Source organism: uncultured Agrobacterium sp. (assembly GCA_913777615.1).
GTDB lineage: Bacteria > Pseudomonadota > Alphaproteobacteria > Rhizobiales > Rhizobiaceae > Agrobacterium.
Genome location: CAJYTK010000007.1, coordinates 229,163 through 248,115, shown reverse-complemented (window position 1 = coordinate 248,115; position 18,953 = coordinate 229,163). Strand labels below are relative to the sequence as shown.

The following is an 18,953-nucleotide window of genomic DNA, read 5'->3' as shown; positions in this document are numbered from 1 at the left end:
CGATCTCAGGCGAAGAATTTGCGGGCATAATCGAGCGCTTCGGCCAGCGCATCCACTTCCGCGCGGGTATTGTAGAGCCCGAATGATGCCCGGCATGTGGAGGTCACGCCGAAGCGTTTCAAGAGCGGCATGGCGCAATGTGTACCGGCACGCACGGCAACACCTCGCCGGTCGATGACCATCGAGACGTCATGGGCATGGATGCCTTCGAGCTCGAAGGAGAAGATGCCGCCCTTGCCCGGTGCATTTCCAATGATGCGGAGCGAATTGATGTCCCGCAGCCGCTCTGCCGCATAGGCGGCAAGATCCGCTTCATGCGCGGCAATTGCCGCACGCCCGAGATTGTCCATATAGTCCAGTGCATAACCCAGTCCGATTGCCTGAACGATCGGCGGCGTCCCGGCTTCGAAACGATGCGGCGGCTCATTGTAGGTGATCTCGTCTTCGGAGACATCGAGGATCATTTCCCCGCCACCCTGGAAGGGACGCATCTCTTTCAAGCGGTCGGCCTTGCCATATAGAACGCCGATGCCTGACGGGCCATAGAGCTTGTGCCCGGTCATGACATACCAGTCGCAATCGATATCGCGTACATCGACCGGCATGTGAACGGCGCCCTGGCTGCCATCGATCAGCACCGGAATACCGCGCTCATGCGCGATACGGCAAATTTCCTTGACCGGCACGATGGTACCGAGCGCATTCGACATATGGGTAATGGCAACGAGTTTAGTGCGCTCCGTCAGGCTTTTTTCGAAAGCCTCGATATGAAACGCGCCCTCGTCATCCACCGGCACCCAGACGAGCTTGGCGCCTTGGCGCTCGCGAATAAAATGCCAAGGCACGATATTGGAATGGTGCTCCATGATCGATAGGACAATCTCATCGCCCTCGCCGATCTTCGGCATTCCATAGCCATAGGCAACCGTGTTGATCGCCTCGGTGGAGGATTTGGTGAAGACGATCTCGTCCACCGAGCCGGCATTCAAAAAGCGCCGCACCTTTTCGCGCGATGCTTCATAGGCATCCGTTGCCGCATTGGAGAGAAAATGCAGGCCGCGATGCACATTGGCATACTCGTTGGAATAGGCATGCGACACCGCATCGATCACCACCTGCGGCTTCTGCGCGGACGCGCCATTGTCCAGATAGACAAGCGGCTTGCCATGGACCTCGCGCGACAGGATTGGAAAATCCTTGCGCACGGCCTCGACATCGTAGGGGGCCGCTTTAACGGCGCGTTCGCTAAAATCAGGCATGAGCGTCCAACCAGCTGGAAATGATACCCTCCAGCGCCTCTACCAGATTGTCATCTTCCAGTTCTTCGACAATCTCCGCAACGAACGCGTTTACCAGCATCGCGCGCCCCTTCGCCCGCGGCACACCACGTGCCATGAGGTAATAGAGGTGCTTGGCGTCGATATCGGCAACTGTTGCGCCGTGGCCGCACTGAACGTCGTCTGCGAAGATTTCAAGCTCCGGCTTAGCCGAAAACTCGCCGTCGTCGGACATCAGAAGCGTGTTGCAGGCCATCTTGGCGTCGGTCTTCTGAGCATCGGGTGCAACCCGGATCATGCCCTGGAAGATGCCCTTCGCACGATCGAAGACGACATTGCGGAAGATTTCCGTTGACGTCGTGTTCGGCACGTTGTGGCCAAGAACCATCGTCACGTCGGTATGGGTTTCACCGCCCAGCAGATTGACGCCTCGAACGGACAGATCCGTGCCTTCGCCCTCGACATGGATGCGCAGTTCCTGGCGCACCAGTTTGCCGCCGGCATTGATGATGAAGAGACGAAGATTTGCCTCGGCACCGAGCTTGATGCGCAACTGCGCCAGATGCGTATCGGCTGCACCTTGCTGCTGCAGCAGGATATAGGTCGCTTCCGCGCCGTCTTGTACCTCAAGATCGGTGACATGCGTGACGAGAGCCGCTTCCGCCGAAACAGATAGATGACGCTCGATGATCGTTGCCTTTGAGCGCTTGCCGAAGCGAACCGGCGACCGGCTATGAACCTGCCCGGCGCCGTGGATCACCTGAAGTTCGAGCGGCTGCTCGATGTCGGCTTCATCCGGAACGGTAACGGAATAGCCGTCACGTACGAAGCTGCCATTCAGGCGACCGATCATGTCGTCCTTGTCAGCGGCCACGAGTGCGGCGGCAGCCGTGCCATCCAGCAGGCTTTCTGCATAGCTTTCGACTTCGAAACCAGCAATGTCGGCGTCTACAGACTTACCGTGTAGCAGATAGATCGCTTGCGAACCAGCAACAGCAGGATCACGCTTCTCGATCAGCGGCGCGGAGGCATCCTCAGGAATGCTGCGCAGCAGGCTCTTCATATCGGTATAGTGCCAGGCCTCGATGCGGCGGGTCGGCAGACCGGCAGTCTTGAGATCGTCGAACAGCACGTCGCGCGCAGCAACCACGTCTCCATTGCCGGGAAGCTCGCTGAACTTGGCCGTGAAGGCTTCAACCAGTGCGGTCTCCGCAGGTGTCAGCCGGTTTGTCGTTTGAATATTCATGGACATGGTCTCCTGGCCCGTTAATCAGGCCGCTTCACCGATGATGTCGGCGTAACCATTGTTTTCCAGTTCCAGCGCCAGTGCCTTGTCGCCCGAACGGATGATCTTGCCCTTGTAGAGAACATGGACGCTATCTGGTACGATGTAATCGAGCAGGCGCTGGTAGTGGGTGATGACCACGGTGGCGCGATCAGGCGACTTCAGCGCGTTGACACCGTCAGCAACGATCTTCAGAGCATCGATGTCGAGACCGGAGTCCGTTTCATCCAGCACGCAGAGCTTCGGCTCAAGCAGCGCCATCTGCAGGATCTCGGCACGCTTCTTCTCACCGCCGGAGAAGCCGACATTGAGCGGACGCTTCAGCATGTCCATGTCGATCTTCAGATCGCCTGCCGCTTCCTTCACCTTCTTGATGAAGTCCGGCGTCGTCAGTTCAGCTTCGCCGCGTGCCTTGCGCTGCTCGTTCATCGCAACCTTCAGGAACTGCATGGTCGCAACGCCTGGAATTTCAACCGGGTACTGGAAGGCGAGGAAGATACCCTTGGCAGCGCGTTCGGCAGCGTCGAGCTCCAGAATGCTCTCGCCATTGTAGAGAATGTCGCCAGAGGTCACTTCATAGTCTTCGCGGCCCGACAGGATGTAGGACAGCGTGGACTTGCCGGAGCCGTTAGGACCCATGATGGCCGCCACTTCGCCAGCGGCAACCTTCAGGTTTAGACCCTTGATGATCTCGGTTTCGGTATCGGCGATCTTTGCGTGCAGGTCGATGATTTCAAGCATGTTGTTATCTCTCAATCTAGTTTTCTCTTGCGCGAAGAGAAACGGTCAAATGGTTGAAGCGCGTCGGAGAGCCAAAAGATGGCAATCATCCCGGTCGCGCTTGCGATTAAAATTAGCTTGGCGAACTCACGGCCCGCCATCAGCCCACCAACTCCAATGAACACCCCGACCATTGAAACGAAAATGCACAACACCATCAAGCGTGAGCTTTTCGTCAAGCGGGGCACCTTCATTATCCGACGCTACCTTCCAGCGAGATCCCGATCAGTTTCTGCGCTTCGACGGCAAATTCCATCGGCAGTTGCTGGATAACGTCCCTGACGAAGCCGTTGACGATCAGAGCGATCGCGGCTTCTTCCGGAATGCCACGCTGCAAGCAGTAGAACAGCTGATCCTCGGAAATCTTGGACGTGGTTGCCTCATGCTCGAAATGCGCAGAGGCATTCTTTGCTTCGATATAAGGCACGGTATGCGCACCGCACTTGTCGCCAATCAGAAGGCTGTCGCATTGCGTGAAGTTGCGGGCATTCGTTGCCTTGCGATGGGCCGAGACCTGACCGCGATAGACGTTTTCAGAAAAGCCCGCCGCGATACCCTTGGCGATGATGCGGCTCGACGTGTTCTTGCCGAGATGAATCATCTTGGTGCCGGAATCGACCTGCTGGTAACCGTTGGAGACAGCAATCGAGTAGAACTCGCCACGGCTGTCGTCGCCACGCAGAATGCAGGACGGGTACTTCCAGGTAATCGCCGAGCCGGTTTCGACCTGCGTCCAAGAAATCTTCGAGCGATGACCGCGGCAATCGCCACGCTTTGTCACGAAGTTGTAGATCCCGCCTTTGCCTTCCTTATCGCCCGGATACCAGTTCTGGACGGTGGAATACTTGATCTCTGCATCATCGAGTGCAACGAGTTCTACGACAGCTGCATGAAGCTGGTTCTCGTCGCGCTGCGGTGCTGTGCAGCCTTCCAGATAGGAAACGTAAGCGCCTTCTTCCGCGATGATCAGCGTGCGCTCGAACTGGCCCGTGTTCTTCTCATTGATGCGGAAATAGGTGGAAAGCTCCATTGGGCAACGCACGCCCTTGGGAATGAACACAAAGGACCCGTCGGTAAACACCGCGGAGTTCAGCGTCGCATAGAAGTTGTCGGTCGTCGGAACGACGGAACCGAGATACTTCTTCACCAGCTCCGGATGCTCGCGCACGGCTTCCGAGATGGACATGAAGATCACGCCAGCCTTCTTCAATTCTTCCTTGAAGGTGGTGACGACAGAGACCGAGTCGAACACGGCATCAACCGCCACGCGACGGTTTTCCACGCCGGCCAGGATTTCCTGTTCCTTCAGCGGAATGCCTAGCTTCTCATAAACCTTCAAAAGCTCAGGATCGACCTCATCAAGCGACTTGGGACCAGGCGTGCTCTTCGGCGCGGCATAATAGTAGAGATCGTTGAAGTCGATCTTCGGATAATTGACGCGCGCCCAGGTAGGCTCTTCCATCGTCAGCCAGCGCTGATAGGCATCAAGACGCCATTGAAGCAGCCATTCCGGCTCCTGCTTCTTGGCGGAGATGAAACGGATCACCTCTTCCGACAGGCCTTTCGGCGCCTTGTCGACTTCGATCTCGGTTTCGAAACCGTATTTGTACTGGTCCACATCGATCTGGCGAACCTGATCGATCGTTTCCTGAACCGCTGCCATTGTCGTTCTCCAATCTCGCCGGATACAAGGTCCGGTGGCTTGTCAACGTATCAAGACGGAAACCCCGCCTTCATGCGCGTTTCACATAAATGCAAGGGCCTTTCGAGGCCAGCGCTTTCATGCGTTTATTTAAGAGCGGGTTGGCGTTTTTCCCACCGCACCGCAAGCGAAATTTTGACATTTCGCAGTTTATTCCAGCCCTCAGGCTGCCTGACCGGACAGCTTGCGCCGCCCTGCAATCTTGCCGAAGGCCTCAACGGCCTTCTCAATGTCGTCTTCCGTCGTAGCATGCCCCAGCGAGATGCGCAGGGCACCAAGTTTTGGATCCTGCCCCATCGCAGTCAGCACGTGACTCTCCCCGACCTTGCCAGAAGAGCACGCAGAGCCAGCTGATAGAGCGATGCCCTCGATATCGAAAGCGATCTGCCCCGTTTCCGACTTCAACCCGGGAAGCGTGAAGAAGGTGGTGTTGCCAACCCGCGTCACATCGGCACCGTGAATGATCACATCCGGAGCGTTGGCGCGCATTCCATCTTCAAGCCGCGCCCGCAACGTCGCCAAGCGTGCGCTTTCTGTTTCCTGCATCACCGCTGCCTCCTTGGCGGCAACGCCAAAGCCAATAATGGAAAGCGTATTCTCCGTGCCCGAACGATGACCCTTTTCCTGCCCACCACCATGGATGAGCGGCAGCGGCATCATCACTTCACCACGGGAAATCAACGCGCCCGCGCCTTTCGGGCCGCCGATCTTGTGCGACGAAACGATCAGGAAATCCGCATCCAGCGCATCGATGTCGACAGCGATCCGCCCGACAGCCTGAACGGCATCAACGACCAGCAATCCACCAGCGGCATGAACCAGTTGCGCCGTTTCCTTCACAGGCTGGACGATACCGGTTTCGTTGTTCACTAGCATCAGCGCCACCATGGGAAGGCCCGATGCTCGATCATGCTGGGACAGCAGATGTCCGAGCGCCTCGATATCGAGCATCCCGTGCGCGGTCACCGGAACTTCGGTCATGGCGGACTTGTCGAACCGCCCGCCTTCTCGAATGGCAGGGTGTTCGATTGCCGAGACATAGAGATGACTTACCGTCAGGGGCGCACGGCCCATCTTGAAGCGCGGCGACAGCACGAGGTTGGCAGCTTCGGTCGCGCCACTGGTAAAGACGACGTGCGAGGCTTGCCCACCGACCAGAGCGGCGACATCGCGGCGCGCGGCTTCGACTGCGGCGCGAACCCCACGGCCTTCCTTATGGACGGAGGATGGGTTGCCGGAAAGATCGAGAGCAGAGACAAGCGCATCACGGACGGCGGGCAGCAAAGGTGCTGTCGCATTCCAGTCCAGATATGTGCGCTCCGCTGTGCCCATGGCGCAAATCGTGCCTTTATCCCGATCATTCGCGCGTTAAAGCGCATTTTCCTTGAAATTTCCGTCACCCTTGCCTTATGACACAACCAACAGCGCCACGGAACACAAGTTTCGAACAGTTCTAAACTAGGTTTTAGAAAAGCTGACCATCTACGTCAAGTCTTCTTGCCGGTGAAAGCGTCAGAAACATAAGAACCGACCGGAGTATCTATGCCCGAAGTCATTTTTAACGGCCCCGCAGGTCGTCTCGAAGGCCGCTACCAGCCCTCCAAGGAAAAAAGCGCCCCGATTGCCATCATTCTTCATCCGCATCCGCAGTTCGGCGGCACGATGAACAATCAGATCGTCTACCAGCTCTTCTACATGTTCCAGAAGCGCGGCTTCACGACGCTGCGCTTCAACTTCCGCTCCATCGGCCGTAGCCAGGGCGAATTCGACCACGGTGCGGGCGAGCTGTCGGACGCTGCGTCTGCACTCGACTGGGTGCAGAGCCTGCATCCTGATTCCAAGAGCTGTTGGGTCGCTGGTTACTCTTTCGGTTCCTGGATTGGCATGCAGCTTCTGATGCGCCGTCCGGAAATCGAAGGCTTCATGTCGATTGCGCCGCAGCCGAACACCTACGACTTCTCCTTCCTTGCACCCTGCCCGTCTTCTGGCCTGATCATCAACGGCGATGCGGACAAGGTTGCACCTGAAAAGGACGTCAACGGCCTGGTCGAAAAGCTGAAAACTCAGAAGGGTATTCTCATCACCCACCGCACCGTGCCTGGTGCCAACCACTTCTTCAGTGGCAAGGTGGACGAGTTGATGAGCGAATGCGGCGACTATCTCGACCGCCGCCTGAACGGCGAACTGGTGCCGGAGCCAGCGGCCAAGCGCATTCGCTGAAGATCGACAAGACATTCAAAGCCGCCGGTCACTCCGGCGGCTTTTTTTCATTATGACAATGTGCCATTTTAATGTGTCACTGTGACCGGGCTCAGTTCACATCAACTTGACCGTACTGCGATTTGATCGTGCATGACGGCAGTATATTCAAACGTCGGACACACAAGCCCCTCAATGGTCATGGGTTGGCACAAGCGCATCCCGATCTTGGTCAGGACGTTCTGCGAGGCAATGTTGTTCGGGTGGGTGAAAGCAATGAACTTGTTGGCGATTTTTCGGTCGAAGAACCAGTCTCTAAAGGCCATTCCAATTTCCGTCGCATAGCCCTTCCCCCAGTCGGTTTGACACAGCGAGTAGCCTAGTTCGAAATCTGGCCTCTCTCCCCCAAAGAAGGAAAAACCGGCCCTCCCGAGAAAACGATCGTCGTCACGCGAAAGAAGCTTGTACTTCGTGGTGCCATAACGGTGGTGATCCTCGACCCAGCGCGACAGCCGTTCTTCGCACTTCTCCAGGCTCCAGGGTGCCGATCCCGTCAGATACCGTGTCGTTTCGATTGTAGAGTGCAGTTTATGGACAAGGGCAACGTCGCCAGGCGCCCACATAGCGACTTTCAGCCTCTCGGTCTCGAATATGACTTCCTCGTACATTCTTCTGCCTTCCCTTTGCCTCACCGCTCTCTCCCGCCGTCCGCGTGAAACGCAGCGCAACCAAGCCAACATTCATGGCCGAAACGGGTGTAATTTTCAAAAAACAATGATAAAGCCGCTGCCATTCACTGAAATGCAGTGAAGGTAACGACAATCCAGAAAGTAAAAGGTTATGTCCAGGTTCAAGTCCGATTTCCTCCGCACGCTCGATGAGCGCGGCTTCATTCACCAGATCTCCGATGAGGCAGGTCTCGACGAACTGTTCGCCAAGGAAACCGTGACTGCCTATATCGGCTATGATCCGACCGCGCCAAGCCTTCACGCGGGCAGCCTTATCCAGATCATGATGCTGCACTGGATGCAGAAGACCGGACATCAACCGATTTCGCTGATGGGCGGGGGCACCGGCATGGTCGGCGACCCGTCGTTCAAGGACGAAGCGCGTCAATTGATGACCGTTGACACGATCGAGAGCAATATCGCTTCGATCAAGCGCGTGTTTTCGAACTACCTCGACTATGATCGCGCCGAAAAGCCAGCACTGATGATCAACAATGCCGACTGGTTGCGCGAGATAAACTATCTCGAGTTTCTGCGCGACGTGGGCCGCCATTTCTCCGTCAACCGCATGTTGTCCTTCGAAAGCGTGAAAACACGCCTCGACCGCGAGCAGTCGCTGTCGTTCCTCGAGTTCAATTACATGATCCTTCAGGCCTACGACTTCGTGGAACTGAACAAGCGCACTGGCTGCCGTTTGCAGATGGGTGGTTCGGATCAGTGGGGCAATATCATCAACGGGATCGATCTCGGCCACCGCATGGGAACGCCGCAGCTTTACGCATTGACCTCGCCGCTTCTGACGACCTCATCAGGTGCAAAGATGGGCAAGTCGGCCAACGGCGCGGTCTGGCTCAACCCCGATATGCTGTCGGCCTATGATTTCTGGCAGTACTGGCGAAACACGGAAGATGCGGATGTCTCCCGCTTCCTAAAGCTCTACACCACGCTGCCGATGGACGAGATCGCTCGGCTTTCGGCGCTCGGCGGCTCGGAAATCAACGAGGTCAAGAAGATCTTGGCGACCGAGATCACCGCCATGCTTCATGGTCGGGAAAACGCAGAACAGGCTGCCGAAACCGCTCGCAAGACTTTTGAGGAAGGGGCGCTTTCCGACAACTTGCCGTCGATCGAAGTGCCGAAGACAGACTTGGAAGCAGGCATCGGTCTTCTCTCGCTGATCGTGCGTGCCGGTCTCGCCGCGTCGAACGGCGAAGCCCGTCGGCACGTTCAGGGCGGTGCGGTGCGCATCAACGACGAGAGCGTTTCGGATGAGCGCAAACTTATCGGCTCGGGCGAAGTCACGGCAGATGGCGTCATCAAGCTTTCCCTTGGCAAGAAGAAGCACATGCTGGTGCGACCAGCCTAATCCATTGCCAAAGTCTGAGGGCCGCGAAAGCGGCTCTCACATCAATCTGATCAAACACTTGAACGCGACCCAAGATCGCGACGTCAAAACTCAGGGAATTCGAGCTTCGAGGTATCGTAGCCGAGTTCCTTTGCCTTCCTGACCATCACAGCCAGCTTGGCTTTGGACGGAACGGAGCGAGAATAAATCCACAGATTCTCCATGTCCGGCGTTGCACTGATGAACCACGTCTTGTCCGGTGAATTGTAGAGCACCCAGTAATTGAAGGTGATAAAGAGCGGATAGCGAACCCGCATCTTCGCCATGGTCTTTTTTGCGTCCGTTATCGTGCCAATTCCCTCGATCGTCTTGAGCTTTCCGGTCGGCGATCCTTCGCGGCATCCATCCTCAATCACCACCTGGCCGGGCGAAGAGCCGGGCTTGTAGATCGAATAGCCAGCCACGCAGCCATCCGTCAGCCACATGGGCGTTCTGCCAATTTCGAGCCACTTCCCGCGATAATGCGACATGTCCGTCTGCGCAACCGCTGGCGCTTTCCCCATCTCTGCCTGCGCTGGGGAAAAGACGCTGGTGCCCAATGCGCACGAGACGAGGCCTGCGCTGGCCCATCGAAGCAATGTGTTCATGCTGGTTCTCCGCCAAAGTGTCGCCGGAAACGCTCGGCTTGCCAAAGCGGTTGCATCAACAAGATGGTGAAGAGGATCAGGAGATCACGGAGCGTCCATCGGGATATTCCGCCGGTCCCTTCACCTCCAACAAATTGTCGAAAGGATCGCGGATATAAAAGGAATGCCCCATGCCACGGGCGCCGCCATGCATCGCCTCACGCTCGATGGTCACCCCATGATGCTCCAGATGTGCTCGCAAGGCATCATGCTCGAACGGTCCCGTCGCTATGCAGACATGGTCGACATTTCGTCCACCGGCCACCGGTGGCGTAGCCTTGTGCCCGCCCGGGTGGGTGATATCCCAGAGCACGATCAGAGACGCACCGCACCAAACCTGCTCCATGCCAAGTTCCGGGTAGGAGTAACCCGGTCGGCAGCCCAAAACATCATGGTAAAAGGCGAGCGCTTTTTCCATATCGTCTACCAGCAGCACGACGTGGTCGATCCCCACGAGCGAAAACGGCACATGCGATTCCACGAAAGATCCTCCCAAACTGACGGCAACAACCATCACGCAATTGCGGGCGGGGTCAACCGCAAAACCTCACGGAGAACCGGCAACGCCGAGTCGCACCATCAGATCGTCCACAGAGGTCTCGCAACTTACCTCCAGCTTTTGCAGAGACAGGCGTGATATCTCCTCATTGATAAAGCGGTTGAAAGCGAGGGCACGCTGAGCGAACTTGTCGATCAGAAATCTCTTATCAGGATCACGCGCCTCGTAATCACTTTCTACCTTGATGCGACGCCCCAGCACACCTTCGGCAGCCACGAGCCAAGTTGCGCTAATATTCTGCGTGTCCAGCTGCGCAACCAGTTCCGGCAAGAGTGCGGAACCCTCCAGCACCAGACGTTCCCTTCCCTCGATCAGCGGCAGAACCAGCGGTGTCCACATGGATCGATAATGAGTAAGTACCGACTGCATCATCTCATCCAGCGACAGATCGCGATAATGTTCGACGACATGCGGCGGCAGTTGCTCGGGCGGATCGCGCCAAGGCCTTCCGGGATGCTTGGCGAGACTATCGGTCGATATGCAGCGACAATTGAGGCACTCCGCAACGGCAGCGGCCAGTGTCGATTTTCCCGCATGGGATGGTCCGCCGATGAGAAACAAGCGATTAGTCATTGGCTCCCTCGTACTATTTCTGCAAGCAGCAAAAACCGCGAAGACTAGACGCTGTCAAAGGCATTTTTAGGGAGGATACGAAGCCAAGTGGCACGCCCTAGGGGAGTCGAACCCCTCTTTTCAGAATGAAAATCTGACGTCCTAACCGATAGACGAAGGGCGCGTGCGCTTGGTTTGTGGCGCCCTTATAGTCAGAGGTTTTCGATACCGCAAGCGGTAAAATGCGCGATTTGACAAAAAAATGACATCACGCCCGCAAAGCCCTGAAAAACAAGGATTGGCTATTCAAAACAAAAGCTTGTTCGATTGCAAAAAAGCCCGCGGCACCGGTTGGGACGGGTGCTGCGGCTTCTCATCTCGATGGATAACCGTCGAGACGTGGGTGCTCAAAGCGAGCGTGTCCAGCGCGATAGAATAGCCTTGCTTGTCTCTTCGTAGGCCTCTGCGCGAGAGAGGCCGATGTCGGCAAGTTGTTCGGTGGAAAGATCATAAAGGCTAAGGCGGCTCTGGCGTCTGGCGTGCCAATACGACACGCGCTGCAACATGCGTGCCAGAAAGCCTGATGCCTCCTCCGGCGCAAAAGGCCTTGCGGGCGTCATCCGGTCACGGACGGACATTACCCGATGTGACTCACCGCTGCTCTGATCCGTCGAAGCTAGATATTCTTCCATCCTGCGCATGATTGTACCCTACCTTGTATTCAGCGCTTGCGATCAATCTCGAGACAATCAATACAATTGACATCGACAGGGATACAATTTATATATTGTCACCATGACAAATTGGCTTCCGAACATCGGCGAAGGCTCCGGCCCAATCTATGTGCGTCTCGCAGACCATATCGAAGCCGCGATCGCAGACGGCGTGCTGGCACCAGGTACGAAGTTGCCGCCGCAACGTAATCTCGCCTTCGATCTTGGCGTGACGATCGGCACGATCAGCCGCGCCTACTCCCTGATCCATGAACGTGGCCTCGTCAGCGGCGAGGTCGGGCGCGGGACCTATGTGAATGATCGTAAACCCGTAGAAGCGATATCCAGGGCAATGGAAAGTCCGTTCGGCGGAACACGGGTATCGATGGCCGCCCCTGGCCAGATCTCGTTCAACGGCACCGCTGCACCGGACAACGGCCAACAAGGCATTATCGCCGCCCATGTGACTGAGATCGTCAAGGACAAGCCTTCGGAGATCATGGACTACACACGCACCTTTCCGTCATTCTGGACGGAAGCGGGTGCCAGATGGCTTGCTCATCAAGGCTGGTCTCCCAAGCCTGAAAATGTCGTCACGACACTTGGCGCCCATGCGGGCGTAATGAGCATCATCACCGCAATGACAGCTCCTGGGGACCGGATTGTTTTCGAACCGGTGACCTATTCGCAGATCAGCCGTGCGGCATCCCTTTCCGGCCGCCGTATCTCGATTGTGGACATCGATGCCGACGGCATCATCCCGGATGAGTTCGAGCGTATCTGCGCACAGCAACACCCAAAGATCGTCTTCTTGATGCCTGCGGGCCAAAACCCGACCTGTTCGACACTCCCCCTTGAACGCCGCAAGGCAATCGTCGAGATCGCCCACCGCCACAATGTCTGGATTGTCGAAGACAATCTCTACGGCGCGATGACAGGCAACGAACTGCCTTTGATCGCCGAGCTTGCACCTGACAGAACGTTTCTGGTGAACGGTCTTTCCAAATCGGTCAGCGCCGGCTTGCGCGGCGGCTGGGTCGCCTGCCCGCCAGCCTTCGTCACGCGCATTCGGGTGGCGCACAAGATGCTTACCGGTGGCATTCCCTTCCTGATGGCGGAGCTTTCCGCGAGGTTAGTGATCAGCGGCGATGCGGATTCCATCCGCAAGGCATGCATCAGTGAAATCGAGACGCGACGAGGTATCGTCAGCGAAACTTTGAAGGGCGTTGATTTCAATAGCGCGCCGGGAATTGCGTTCGTCTGGGTGAAGCTTCCCGAGCCCTGGCTTTCAGGTACGTTTCGCAATGCCGCGATGAACGAGAATGTTCTCATTGACGATGAAGATGAGTTCAAACCCGCCAGAACCGATCGGATATTTCATCGAGTGCGCATCAGCTTTTCGCTACCCAAGACCCATGACGAGCTAAAACGCGGGCTCAGTGTCTTGAGAAGGCTCCTCGACAATGGGTCCGCGGGCTACGACAGCATCGAGTAGAGGCGCGCAAGACGCTGAATTGAAGGCCCGCAAGGGCATTTTCCTATCGCAAGAGAGCATGTCTTAGGGTAAAGAACCGGAAATTCCCGTACCGGCTCGAACCCCGTGAGACCTATGACACTTCCAAATCATATTCAGATCACCCCGGAACTCGTTGCATCCCACGGGCTGAAGCCCGATGAATATCAGCGCATTCTCGACCTGATCGGACGCGAGCCGAGCTTTACCGAACTGGGCATCTTCTCGGCCATGTGGAACGAGCACTGCTCGTACAAGTCCTCGAAGAAGTGGCTGAAGACGCTGCCGACCAAGGGTCCGCGCGTCATCCAGGGACCGGGCGAAAACGCTGGCGTCGTCGACATCGACGATGGCGACTGCGTCGTCTTCAAGATGGAGAGCCACAACCACCCCTCCTATATCGAGCCCTATCAGGGCGCGGCGACCGGCGTTGGCGGAATCTTGCGTGACGTCTTCACCATGGGTGCACGTCCGATTGCCGCGATGAACGCGCTGCGCTTCGGCGCGCCCGACCACCCGAAGACCCGCCACCTGGTGGCAGGGGTCGTTGCCGGTGTCGGCGGCTATGGTAACTCCTTCGGCGTCCCGACCGTGGGCGGCGAAGTCGAGTTCGATCCGCGTTACAACGGCAACATCCTCGTCAATGCCTTCGCCGCAGGCCTTGCAAAGTCCGACGCGATCTTTCTGTCGGAAGCCAAAGGCGTTGGTCTTCCTGTCGTCTATCTCGGCGCCAAGACCGGTCGTGACGGCGTCGGTGGTGCGACGATGGCCTCCGCGGAATTCGACGAGTCTATCGAAGAGAAGCGCCCGACGGTTCAGGTTGGCGATCCCTTCACCGAGAAGTGCCTGTTGGAAGCCTGCCTGGAGCTGATGAAGACGGGTGCCGTCATCGCCATTCAGGACATGGGTGCCGCCGGTCTCACCTGCTCCGCCGTCGAAATGGGCGCAAAGGGTGACCTTGGCATCGAGCTGAACCTCGATCAGGTTCCGGTTCGCGAAGAGCGTATGACCGCCTACGAAATGATGCTGTCCGAAAGCCAGGAGCGTATGCTCATGGTTCTCGAGCCCTCCAAGGAAGAGGTCGCCAAGGCGATCTTCGTCAAGTGGGGTCTGGATTTCGCCATCGTCGGCAAGACGACCGACGATCTGCGCTTCCGCGTTCTGCACAATGGCGAGGAAGTCGCCAATCTGCCGATCAAGGAACTGGGCGATCAGGCACCGGAATATGACCGTCCTTGGACACCGGCAAAGGTCTCCGCGCCGCTTTCCGAAAACGACATTCCGGAAACCGATATTGCAGATGCGCTCATCAAGCTTGTCGGCTCTGCCAACAATTCATCACGCCGCTGGGTTTACGAACAATATGACACGCTGATCCAGGGCAACTCGCTGCAGCTGCCGGGCGGCGACGCGGGCGTTGTGCGCGTCGAGGGCCATGAGACGAAGGCGCTTGCCTTCTCCTCCGACGTCACTCCGCGCTACGTGGAAGCCGACGCCTTCGAAGGCGGCAAGCAGGCTGTGGCCGAATGCTGGCGCAACATCACCGCCACCGGCGCACTGCCACTGGCGGCAACCGACAACCTGAACTTCGGCAATCCCGAAAAGCCGGAGATCATGAGCCAGCTCGTCCATGCCATCAAGGGTATCGGCGAAGCCTGCAAGGTGCTCGAATTCCCGATCGTATCAGGCAACGTCTCGCTCTATAACGAGACCAATGGCCAAGCCATCCTGCCGACCCCGACCATCGGCGGCGTCGGCCTTCTGAAGGACTGGTCGAAAATGGCACGTATTCGCTTTGCTGCAGCTGACGAGGTCATCCTGCTCGCCGGCGCGCCTGAGGGACTTGGTACCCACATTGCCCAGTCGGTTTACATGCGCGACATTCATGGCCGCATCGACGGCCCTGCCCCGCATGTCGATCTGGACAACGAAAAGAAGACCGGCGACTTTGTTCGCACCGTCATCACAGAAGGCCTGACGAGCGCGGTTCACGATTGCTCCTCCGGTGGCCTTGCTCTAGCGATTGCCGAAATGGCGATGGCATCGGACATCGGCGCGACCATCGAAACGGTATCCGGCAACAATCCGATCCTGGCCTTCTACGGCGAAGATCAGGGACGTTACGTACTGACCGTCAAGCAGTCCGATCTCGAAGCTGTTAAGGCGCAAGCCGCTTCCGCGGGCGTTTCGCTCGCTGTTATCGGTAAAACCGGCGGCTCTTCGGTAAAGCTGGGTAAGGCGCGCGGGGTCGAGATTAAAGAATTGCGCAACGCCCATGAATCATGGTTCCCTCAGTTCATGGACGGCGAGACACTCGTCGCAGCAGAATAAGAATTGAGGAGTAGACACCATGCCCATGAAGCCCGGCGATATTGAAGACATGATTAAAGCTGGAATTCCCGGAGCAAAGGTCACCATCCGCGATCTGGCCGGGGATGGCGATCACTATGCCGCTGAAGTCGTGGCCGATGCCTTCAAGGGCAAGACCCGCGTTCAACAGCACCAGATGGTCTATGACGCATTGAAGGGCAATATGGGTGGCGTGCTGCATGCATTGGCGCTGCAGACTTCCGCCCCCGAATAAACTGCTTTCGCTCAGCAAAAAGGCCTGCGTGATCCCCATCACGCAGGCCTTTTTCTTTATTGCTCTCGGTTCACCGAAATGTCAGGGGCGGCTCGTCGGACTTCAGGCCCACAAATGACGCCGCTGGTAGCGGACCTGCCGTCAGCAGCGCGAAATCGAAGCCGGACTTACGGTCCGATCCCAGCACGTATTGACGATGCATGCGCAAGAAATTGAACTTGTTCTTACGGTAGCGCTCATCCGACAGCGAGTGTTTGAACTTAATACGCACGATCTTGGGCTGTGCGGCATCCGCATGCCCGGTCAGATGCGCCGTGTTGCATTTATAGAGGTGGATCGGGTCCGAAAGGCACTGGATATCAAACCATACGATCCGTGCATCGCGTGCGAGTGTGCCGATGCTCTGGCGCAACCGATCCGCTTTTGAAATGAACGCGCATTGAAGTGCTGCACCGCCCAAGGTGACGAAAGAGATATTGCGTCCATCAAAGGCGCCCGGCTTCAACTCCAGCACACGGCCAGCCACTGCAAGCGCCAGGCTTGCCCCCATGCTGTGGGATACGAAAAGCACTTCGTCCGACGGTGTTTCGAGAGCGAGCAGGATTTTGCGCGCCTTGTCCTCGATCCAGGCACGCGCAACCGGCTCGTCGCGGCCCACCATCAATGCAAAGCGCCAGTCGGCAAAGAGATGCAAGGTATGGAACCGGGCAGAAAACGGGATAACCAGCTTGTAGAAGAACAGCCACGCCGCCGGCACACTCAAAAGACAGAGAAACGGTGGAACATTCAGCAGCAGCGGCGACACGGCAATCAACGTCGAAAAGACGAGACCCGTGAAGATCAGAAGATAGGGGAAGAGGAAGAAGAGGCCGAACCGCCAGGCGTGACGAAAGTACCTGAAGGCCGCACCGCTGGTGATGATCTCTGCGCCCGCCTTGAACCCAAGCGCAATCTGTTTCCAGATGGGAGGCGCTCTCAGATCTGAAATGATACTGTTGTGATCATGCACATAGATGGTGCTCTTCGTTTCGTGACCGTTGGAGATCGAGACCACCTCCATTCGGCTACCCGCCTCGACTTCTTGAACCGCACCGACGGCATAATCGAGACCAAAAGTCTTGCCGGATTGGGCAGCACTGCGCTCATAGCGCCGGTGATGGGCCGCCGCATCCAGGGGATCGAAGCCAGGGAAGTAGAAAACGAGACGTGAAGAGACAGACGCCATAAAACGAGCCAAGGGTTCAAAACCTGAAGGTTGCGAAGAGCCCAAAAGGATCGCTTGATACAATGGGTGTCGCCCATATAGTAAAGACCGTGGCTTAATTATGTTTTATATCATAAGCGAGCTGGTGGATTTTGTTGCGGAGCGGAGAAGATCTTGTCGAAAATCGTTGATCAGATCATCGGAAATGTGGTGAAGGGTGCCATGTCGGAAATCCTGTCCAAGACAGGTGTACGCAAAACGCGACGCGCGCGGGGCAAGGCAAAATCTGGCACATCCCTCGGGGGTGGCATCCTTGGCGGGATTTTGGAGGCGGCACTCGGCGAGAAGCCCGCACGAAAGACAAGACGAGCGCCTGCGAAGAAACAAGTCAGCAAACGCCGGACAGCCGCCGCTCGCAGCAAGCAGAGGGCGCGGTAGGCCTGTAGTCCCTCATTACGTCTGCTGGTGCTTCATCAGTTCAGACACTGTGACGAATTGAAAGCCACGCGAACGCACACCGTCGATGATCTTGGGTAGAGCCTGGCGCGACGCTTCGCGGCTTCGATACATGACATGCAGCAGAATGATCGAGCCGCTCTTCGCGTTCTTTATCACATACTCCGCGATCGCATCGGGGTCCTCGGCGATATCCGGATAGGATTCCGGCTCTACATCCCAGGTGATCGACGTGCGCCCGGTTTGCGACAAATACCACGGCAAGGTGAAAAGCTTCTTGCCATAGGGCGGGCGGAAGTAGATTTCTCCCTGATATCCCGCGGCGCGAATGGCACGATCCGTTGTCTCGATTTCGTCGCGCACCTTGGCGAGGCCCATCAGGCTCATGTTGGAGTGCGAGAAGGAGTGATTGGCGACCTGGTGTCCGCGACGGACGATGTCGGCTGCGAGCGCTGGCGTTTCCTCCATCTCTTTACCTGTGAGAAAAAAGGTCGCCTTGACGTTCTTCTCATCCAAGAGGTTCAACACATCGCGCGTATAACGGAGGGTGGGACCATCATCGAGCGTCAAAGCCACAAGCGGCGCGCTTGTCTCCACGCGTGGAACGATCGTTCCGAAGAGTTGATAGCCACGCGCCTTGCTTAGCTGGAATAACCCGAAAACCGAGAGCAGCACCACCAGCGCTGCGATAATCCACACACCAAATTTTCGCATGTCTTGTCCCGGCTTTGGTTGAATGGAGCATCAGGGCACCACATTTTCAGGGCAGCACCATGACTGCTTGTTTCAATTCCGAACGCTCTCCGTTTTTTCGCCTTTGCGACTGGAAATAACGACATTCCATGTTATTTAAGAGCGAACGAAGCAGCGGCCTTGACCCGCATGTGAAAGGAATCCAGCCATGAGCGGCATTCACGACATGATCGACAACGAAGTGAAGAGCAACGATATCGTTCTTTTCATGAAGGGTACGCCCCAGTTTCCGCAGTGCGGTTTCTCCGGACAGGTGGTCCAGATTATGGATTACCTTGGCGTTGATTATAAGGGTGTCAACGTTCTGGCTGATGCTGAAATTCGACAGGGCATCAAGGACTATTCCAACTGGCCGACGATCCCGCAGCTTTACGTCAAGGGCGAGTTCATTGGCGGTTGCGACATCGTAAGAGAAATGTTCCAATCCGGCGAACTTCAAAGCCACCTTCAAGAACAGGGTATCAGCGTCCGCGGCGCGGCCTGATTTCGGCCGGTTCATCCGGCCCACCCTGATTGTCAGAAAACTATGCCAGGCGTTGCGTCATGCAACGCCTTTGCCGTTCTTTTGAGGCAATCCATTGACAAATCCTCCACAAACGACCGCTTCGCCCGCAGGC

Annotated in this window: 20 protein-coding genes and 1 tRNA gene; 7 read left to right on the top strand and 14 right to left on the bottom strand. The window is 56.9% G+C overall.

Going from position 1 to position 18,953, the window contains the following annotated elements; translation table 11 throughout:
- Positions 1-5 precede the first annotated feature (5 nt).
- The 6 genes from QZ862_RS06795 to QZ862_RS06770 all read right to left on the bottom strand — a co-directional run bounded on the left by QZ862_RS06795 (position 6) and on the right by QZ862_RS06770 (position 6,376).
- Entirely contained in the window at positions 6-1,259 is a 1,254-nt protein-coding gene (locus QZ862_RS06795; RefSeq protein WP_296098404.1) for a cysteine desulfurase, read from the bottom strand.
- Positions 1,252-2,523, bottom strand: coding sequence for a Fe-S cluster assembly protein SufD (sufD, locus tag QZ862_RS06790; RefSeq protein ID WP_296036852.1), 1,272 nt, complete (start codon positions 2,521-2,523; stop codon positions 1,252-1,254). The genes QZ862_RS06795 and sufD overlap by 8 nt, the downstream gene beginning before the upstream one ends.
- Before the next feature lie 24 nt (positions 2,524-2,547).
- Complete coding sequence (gene sufC, locus QZ862_RS06785; protein ID WP_062424300.1) at positions 2,548-3,303, bottom strand: Fe-S cluster assembly ATPase SufC; 756 nt, start codon at positions 3,301-3,303, stop codon at positions 2,548-2,550.
- 11 nt (positions 3,304-3,314) lie between these two features.
- Positions 3,315-3,521: a hypothetical protein gene (locus QZ862_RS06780; protein WP_296098402.1), complete on the bottom strand. Its 207-nt coding sequence runs from the start codon at positions 3,519-3,521 to the stop codon at positions 3,315-3,317.
- 14 nt (positions 3,522-3,535) lie between these two features.
- Positions 3,536-5,005: a Fe-S cluster assembly protein SufB gene (gene sufB, locus QZ862_RS06775; RefSeq protein ID WP_296022017.1), complete on the bottom strand. Its 1,470-nt coding sequence runs from the start codon at positions 5,003-5,005 to the stop codon at positions 3,536-3,538.
- Positions 5,006-5,206: 201 nt separating this feature from the next.
- Positions 5,207-6,376, bottom strand: coding sequence for a cysteine desulfurase family protein (locus tag QZ862_RS06770; protein ID WP_296098400.1), 1,170 nt, complete (start codon positions 6,374-6,376; stop codon positions 5,207-5,209).
- A 210-nt stretch (positions 6,377-6,586) separates the two neighbouring features.
- Here QZ862_RS06770 and QZ862_RS06765 point away from each other — a divergent pair, with 210 nt between their 5' ends.
- Positions 6,587-7,264, top strand: a complete 678-nt coding sequence (locus tag QZ862_RS06765) for an alpha/beta hydrolase (RefSeq protein WP_062441481.1) — start codon at positions 6,587-6,589, stop codon at positions 7,262-7,264.
- A 101-nt stretch (positions 7,265-7,365) separates the two neighbouring features.
- Here the strand turns inward: QZ862_RS06765 and QZ862_RS06760 are convergent, their stop codons facing one another.
- Complete coding sequence (locus QZ862_RS06760) at positions 7,366-7,911, bottom strand: GNAT family N-acetyltransferase (protein WP_296085455.1); 546 nt, start codon at positions 7,909-7,911, stop codon at positions 7,366-7,368.
- Positions 7,912-8,083: 172 nt separating this feature from the next.
- On the opposite strand from QZ862_RS06760, the gene tyrS reads away from it, so the two are divergent.
- Positions 8,084-9,337, top strand: coding sequence for a tyrosine--tRNA ligase (gene tyrS, locus QZ862_RS06755; RefSeq protein ID WP_296022008.1), 1,254 nt, complete (start codon positions 8,084-8,086; stop codon positions 9,335-9,337).
- 83 nt (positions 9,338-9,420) lie between these two features.
- Here the strand turns inward: tyrS and QZ862_RS06750 are convergent, their stop codons facing one another.
- The 5 genes from QZ862_RS06750 to QZ862_RS06730 form a co-directional block, all read right to left on the bottom strand.
- On the bottom strand, positions 9,421-9,879 hold the full coding sequence (locus QZ862_RS06750) for a lipocalin family protein (protein ID WP_363315908.1): 459 nt from the start codon (positions 9,877-9,879) through the stop codon (positions 9,421-9,423).
- Positions 9,880-10,039: 160 nt separating this feature from the next.
- On the bottom strand, positions 10,040-10,483 hold the full coding sequence (locus tag QZ862_RS06745) for a VOC family protein (RefSeq protein WP_296098398.1): 444 nt from the start codon (positions 10,481-10,483) through the stop codon (positions 10,040-10,042).
- A 66-nt stretch (positions 10,484-10,549) separates the two neighbouring features.
- Positions 10,550-11,134 (bottom strand): hypothetical protein, encoded by a 585-nt coding sequence (locus tag QZ862_RS06740; protein WP_296098394.1) that lies wholly within the window; start codon positions 11,132-11,134, stop codon positions 10,550-10,552.
- 88 nt (positions 11,135-11,222) lie between these two features.
- Positions 11,223-11,297, bottom strand: a tRNA-Glu gene (locus QZ862_RS06735).
- A 223-nt stretch (positions 11,298-11,520) separates the two neighbouring features.
- Entirely contained in the window at positions 11,521-11,751 is a 231-nt protein-coding gene (locus QZ862_RS06730; RefSeq protein WP_296098392.1) for a DUF1127 domain-containing protein, read from the bottom strand.
- A 157-nt stretch (positions 11,752-11,908) separates the two neighbouring features.
- Here QZ862_RS06730 and QZ862_RS06725 point away from each other — a divergent pair, with 157 nt between their 5' ends.
- The 3 genes from QZ862_RS06725 to QZ862_RS06715 all read left to right on the top strand — a co-directional run bounded on the left by QZ862_RS06725 (position 11,909) and on the right by QZ862_RS06715 (position 15,923).
- Positions 11,909-13,321, top strand: coding sequence for a PLP-dependent aminotransferase family protein (locus tag QZ862_RS06725; RefSeq protein WP_296098389.1), 1,413 nt, complete (start codon positions 11,909-11,911; stop codon positions 13,319-13,321).
- 114 nt (positions 13,322-13,435) lie between these two features.
- Complete coding sequence (gene purL / locus QZ862_RS06720) at positions 13,436-15,670, top strand: phosphoribosylformylglycinamidine synthase subunit PurL (protein ID WP_296098387.1); 2,235 nt, start codon at positions 13,436-13,438, stop codon at positions 15,668-15,670.
- 19 nt (positions 15,671-15,689) lie between these two features.
- Positions 15,690-15,923 (top strand): BolA family transcriptional regulator, encoded by a 234-nt coding sequence (locus QZ862_RS06715; protein ID WP_003516012.1) that lies wholly within the window; start codon positions 15,690-15,692, stop codon positions 15,921-15,923.
- 70 nt (positions 15,924-15,993) lie between these two features.
- On the opposite strand, the gene QZ862_RS06710 is transcribed toward QZ862_RS06715, so the two are convergent.
- Entirely contained in the window at positions 15,994-17,148 is a 1,155-nt protein-coding gene (locus QZ862_RS06710; protein WP_296098598.1) for a hypothetical protein, read from the bottom strand.
- A gap of 153 nt (positions 17,149-17,301) precedes the next feature.
- Here QZ862_RS06710 and QZ862_RS06705 point away from each other — a divergent pair, with 153 nt between their 5' ends.
- Positions 17,302-17,565 (top strand): hypothetical protein, encoded by a 264-nt coding sequence (locus QZ862_RS06705; RefSeq protein WP_296021988.1) that lies wholly within the window; start codon positions 17,302-17,304, stop codon positions 17,563-17,565.
- Between the two features lie 15 nt (positions 17,566-17,580).
- Here the strand turns inward: QZ862_RS06705 and QZ862_RS06700 are convergent, their stop codons facing one another.
- A complete protein-coding gene (locus QZ862_RS06700) occupies positions 17,581-18,297 on the bottom strand; it encodes a polysaccharide deacetylase family protein (protein WP_296098385.1) in 717 nt (238 codons plus the stop codon).
- Between the two features lie 187 nt (positions 18,298-18,484).
- On the opposite strand from QZ862_RS06700, the gene grxD reads away from it, so the two are divergent.
- Entirely contained in the window at positions 18,485-18,820 is a 336-nt protein-coding gene (gene grxD / locus QZ862_RS06695; RefSeq protein ID WP_296021984.1) for a Grx4 family monothiol glutaredoxin, read from the top strand.
- Positions 18,821-18,953: the final 133 nt, after the last annotated feature.

Excerpts from the sequence above, each read along its gene's own strand:
- QZ862_RS06750 (WP_363315908.1), bottom strand. The coding sequence starts at position 9,879 with ATGGGGAAAGCGCCAGCGGTTGCGCAGACGGACATGTCGCATTATCGC.
- QZ862_RS06795 (WP_296098404.1), bottom strand. The coding sequence starts at position 1,259 with ATGCCTGATTTTAGCGAACGCGCCGTTAAAGCGGCCCCCTACGATGTC.
- QZ862_RS06715 (WP_003516012.1), top strand. The coding sequence starts at position 15,690 with ATGCCCATGAAGCCCGGCGATATTGAAGACATGATTAAAGCTGGAATT.
- QZ862_RS06725 (WP_296098389.1), top strand. The coding sequence starts at position 11,909 with ATGACAAATTGGCTTCCGAACATCGGCGAAGGCTCCGGCCCAATCTAT.
- grxD (WP_296021984.1), top strand. The coding sequence starts at position 18,485 with ATGAGCGGCATTCACGACATGATCGACAACGAAGTGAAGAGCAACGAT.
- tyrS (WP_296022008.1), top strand. The coding sequence starts at position 8,084 with ATGTCCAGGTTCAAGTCCGATTTCCTCCGCACGCTCGATGAGCGCGGC.
- QZ862_RS06700 (WP_296098385.1), bottom strand. The coding sequence starts at position 18,297 with ATGCGAAAATTTGGTGTGTGGATTATCGCAGCGCTGGTGGTGCTGCTC.
- QZ862_RS06770 (WP_296098400.1), bottom strand. The coding sequence starts at position 6,376 with ATGGGCACAGCGGAGCGCACATATCTGGACTGGAATGCGACAGCACCT.
- QZ862_RS06730 (WP_296098392.1), bottom strand. The coding sequence starts at position 11,751 with ATGTCCGTCCGTGACCGGATGACGCCCGCAAGGCCTTTTGCGCCGGAG.
- sufC (WP_062424300.1), bottom strand. The coding sequence starts at position 3,303 with ATGCTTGAAATCATCGACCTGCACGCAAAGATCGCCGATACCGAAACC.
- QZ862_RS06740 (WP_296098394.1), bottom strand. The coding sequence starts at position 11,134 with ATGACTAATCGCTTGTTTCTCATCGGCGGACCATCCCATGCGGGAAAA.
- QZ862_RS06760 (WP_296085455.1), bottom strand. The coding sequence starts at position 7,911 with ATGTACGAGGAAGTCATATTCGAGACCGAGAGGCTGAAAGTCGCTATG.
- sufD (WP_296036852.1), bottom strand. The coding sequence starts at position 2,523 with ATGAATATTCAAACGACAAACCGGCTGACACCTGCGGAGACCGCACTG.
- QZ862_RS06710 (WP_296098598.1), bottom strand. The coding sequence starts at position 17,148 with ATGGCGTCTGTCTCTTCACGTCTCGTTTTCTACTTCCCTGGCTTCGAT.
- purL (WP_296098387.1), top strand. The coding sequence starts at position 13,436 with ATGACACTTCCAAATCATATTCAGATCACCCCGGAACTCGTTGCATCC.
- sufB (WP_296022017.1), bottom strand. The coding sequence starts at position 5,005 with ATGGCAGCGGTTCAGGAAACGATCGATCAGGTTCGCCAGATCGATGTG.
- QZ862_RS06765 (WP_062441481.1), top strand. The coding sequence starts at position 6,587 with ATGCCCGAAGTCATTTTTAACGGCCCCGCAGGTCGTCTCGAAGGCCGC.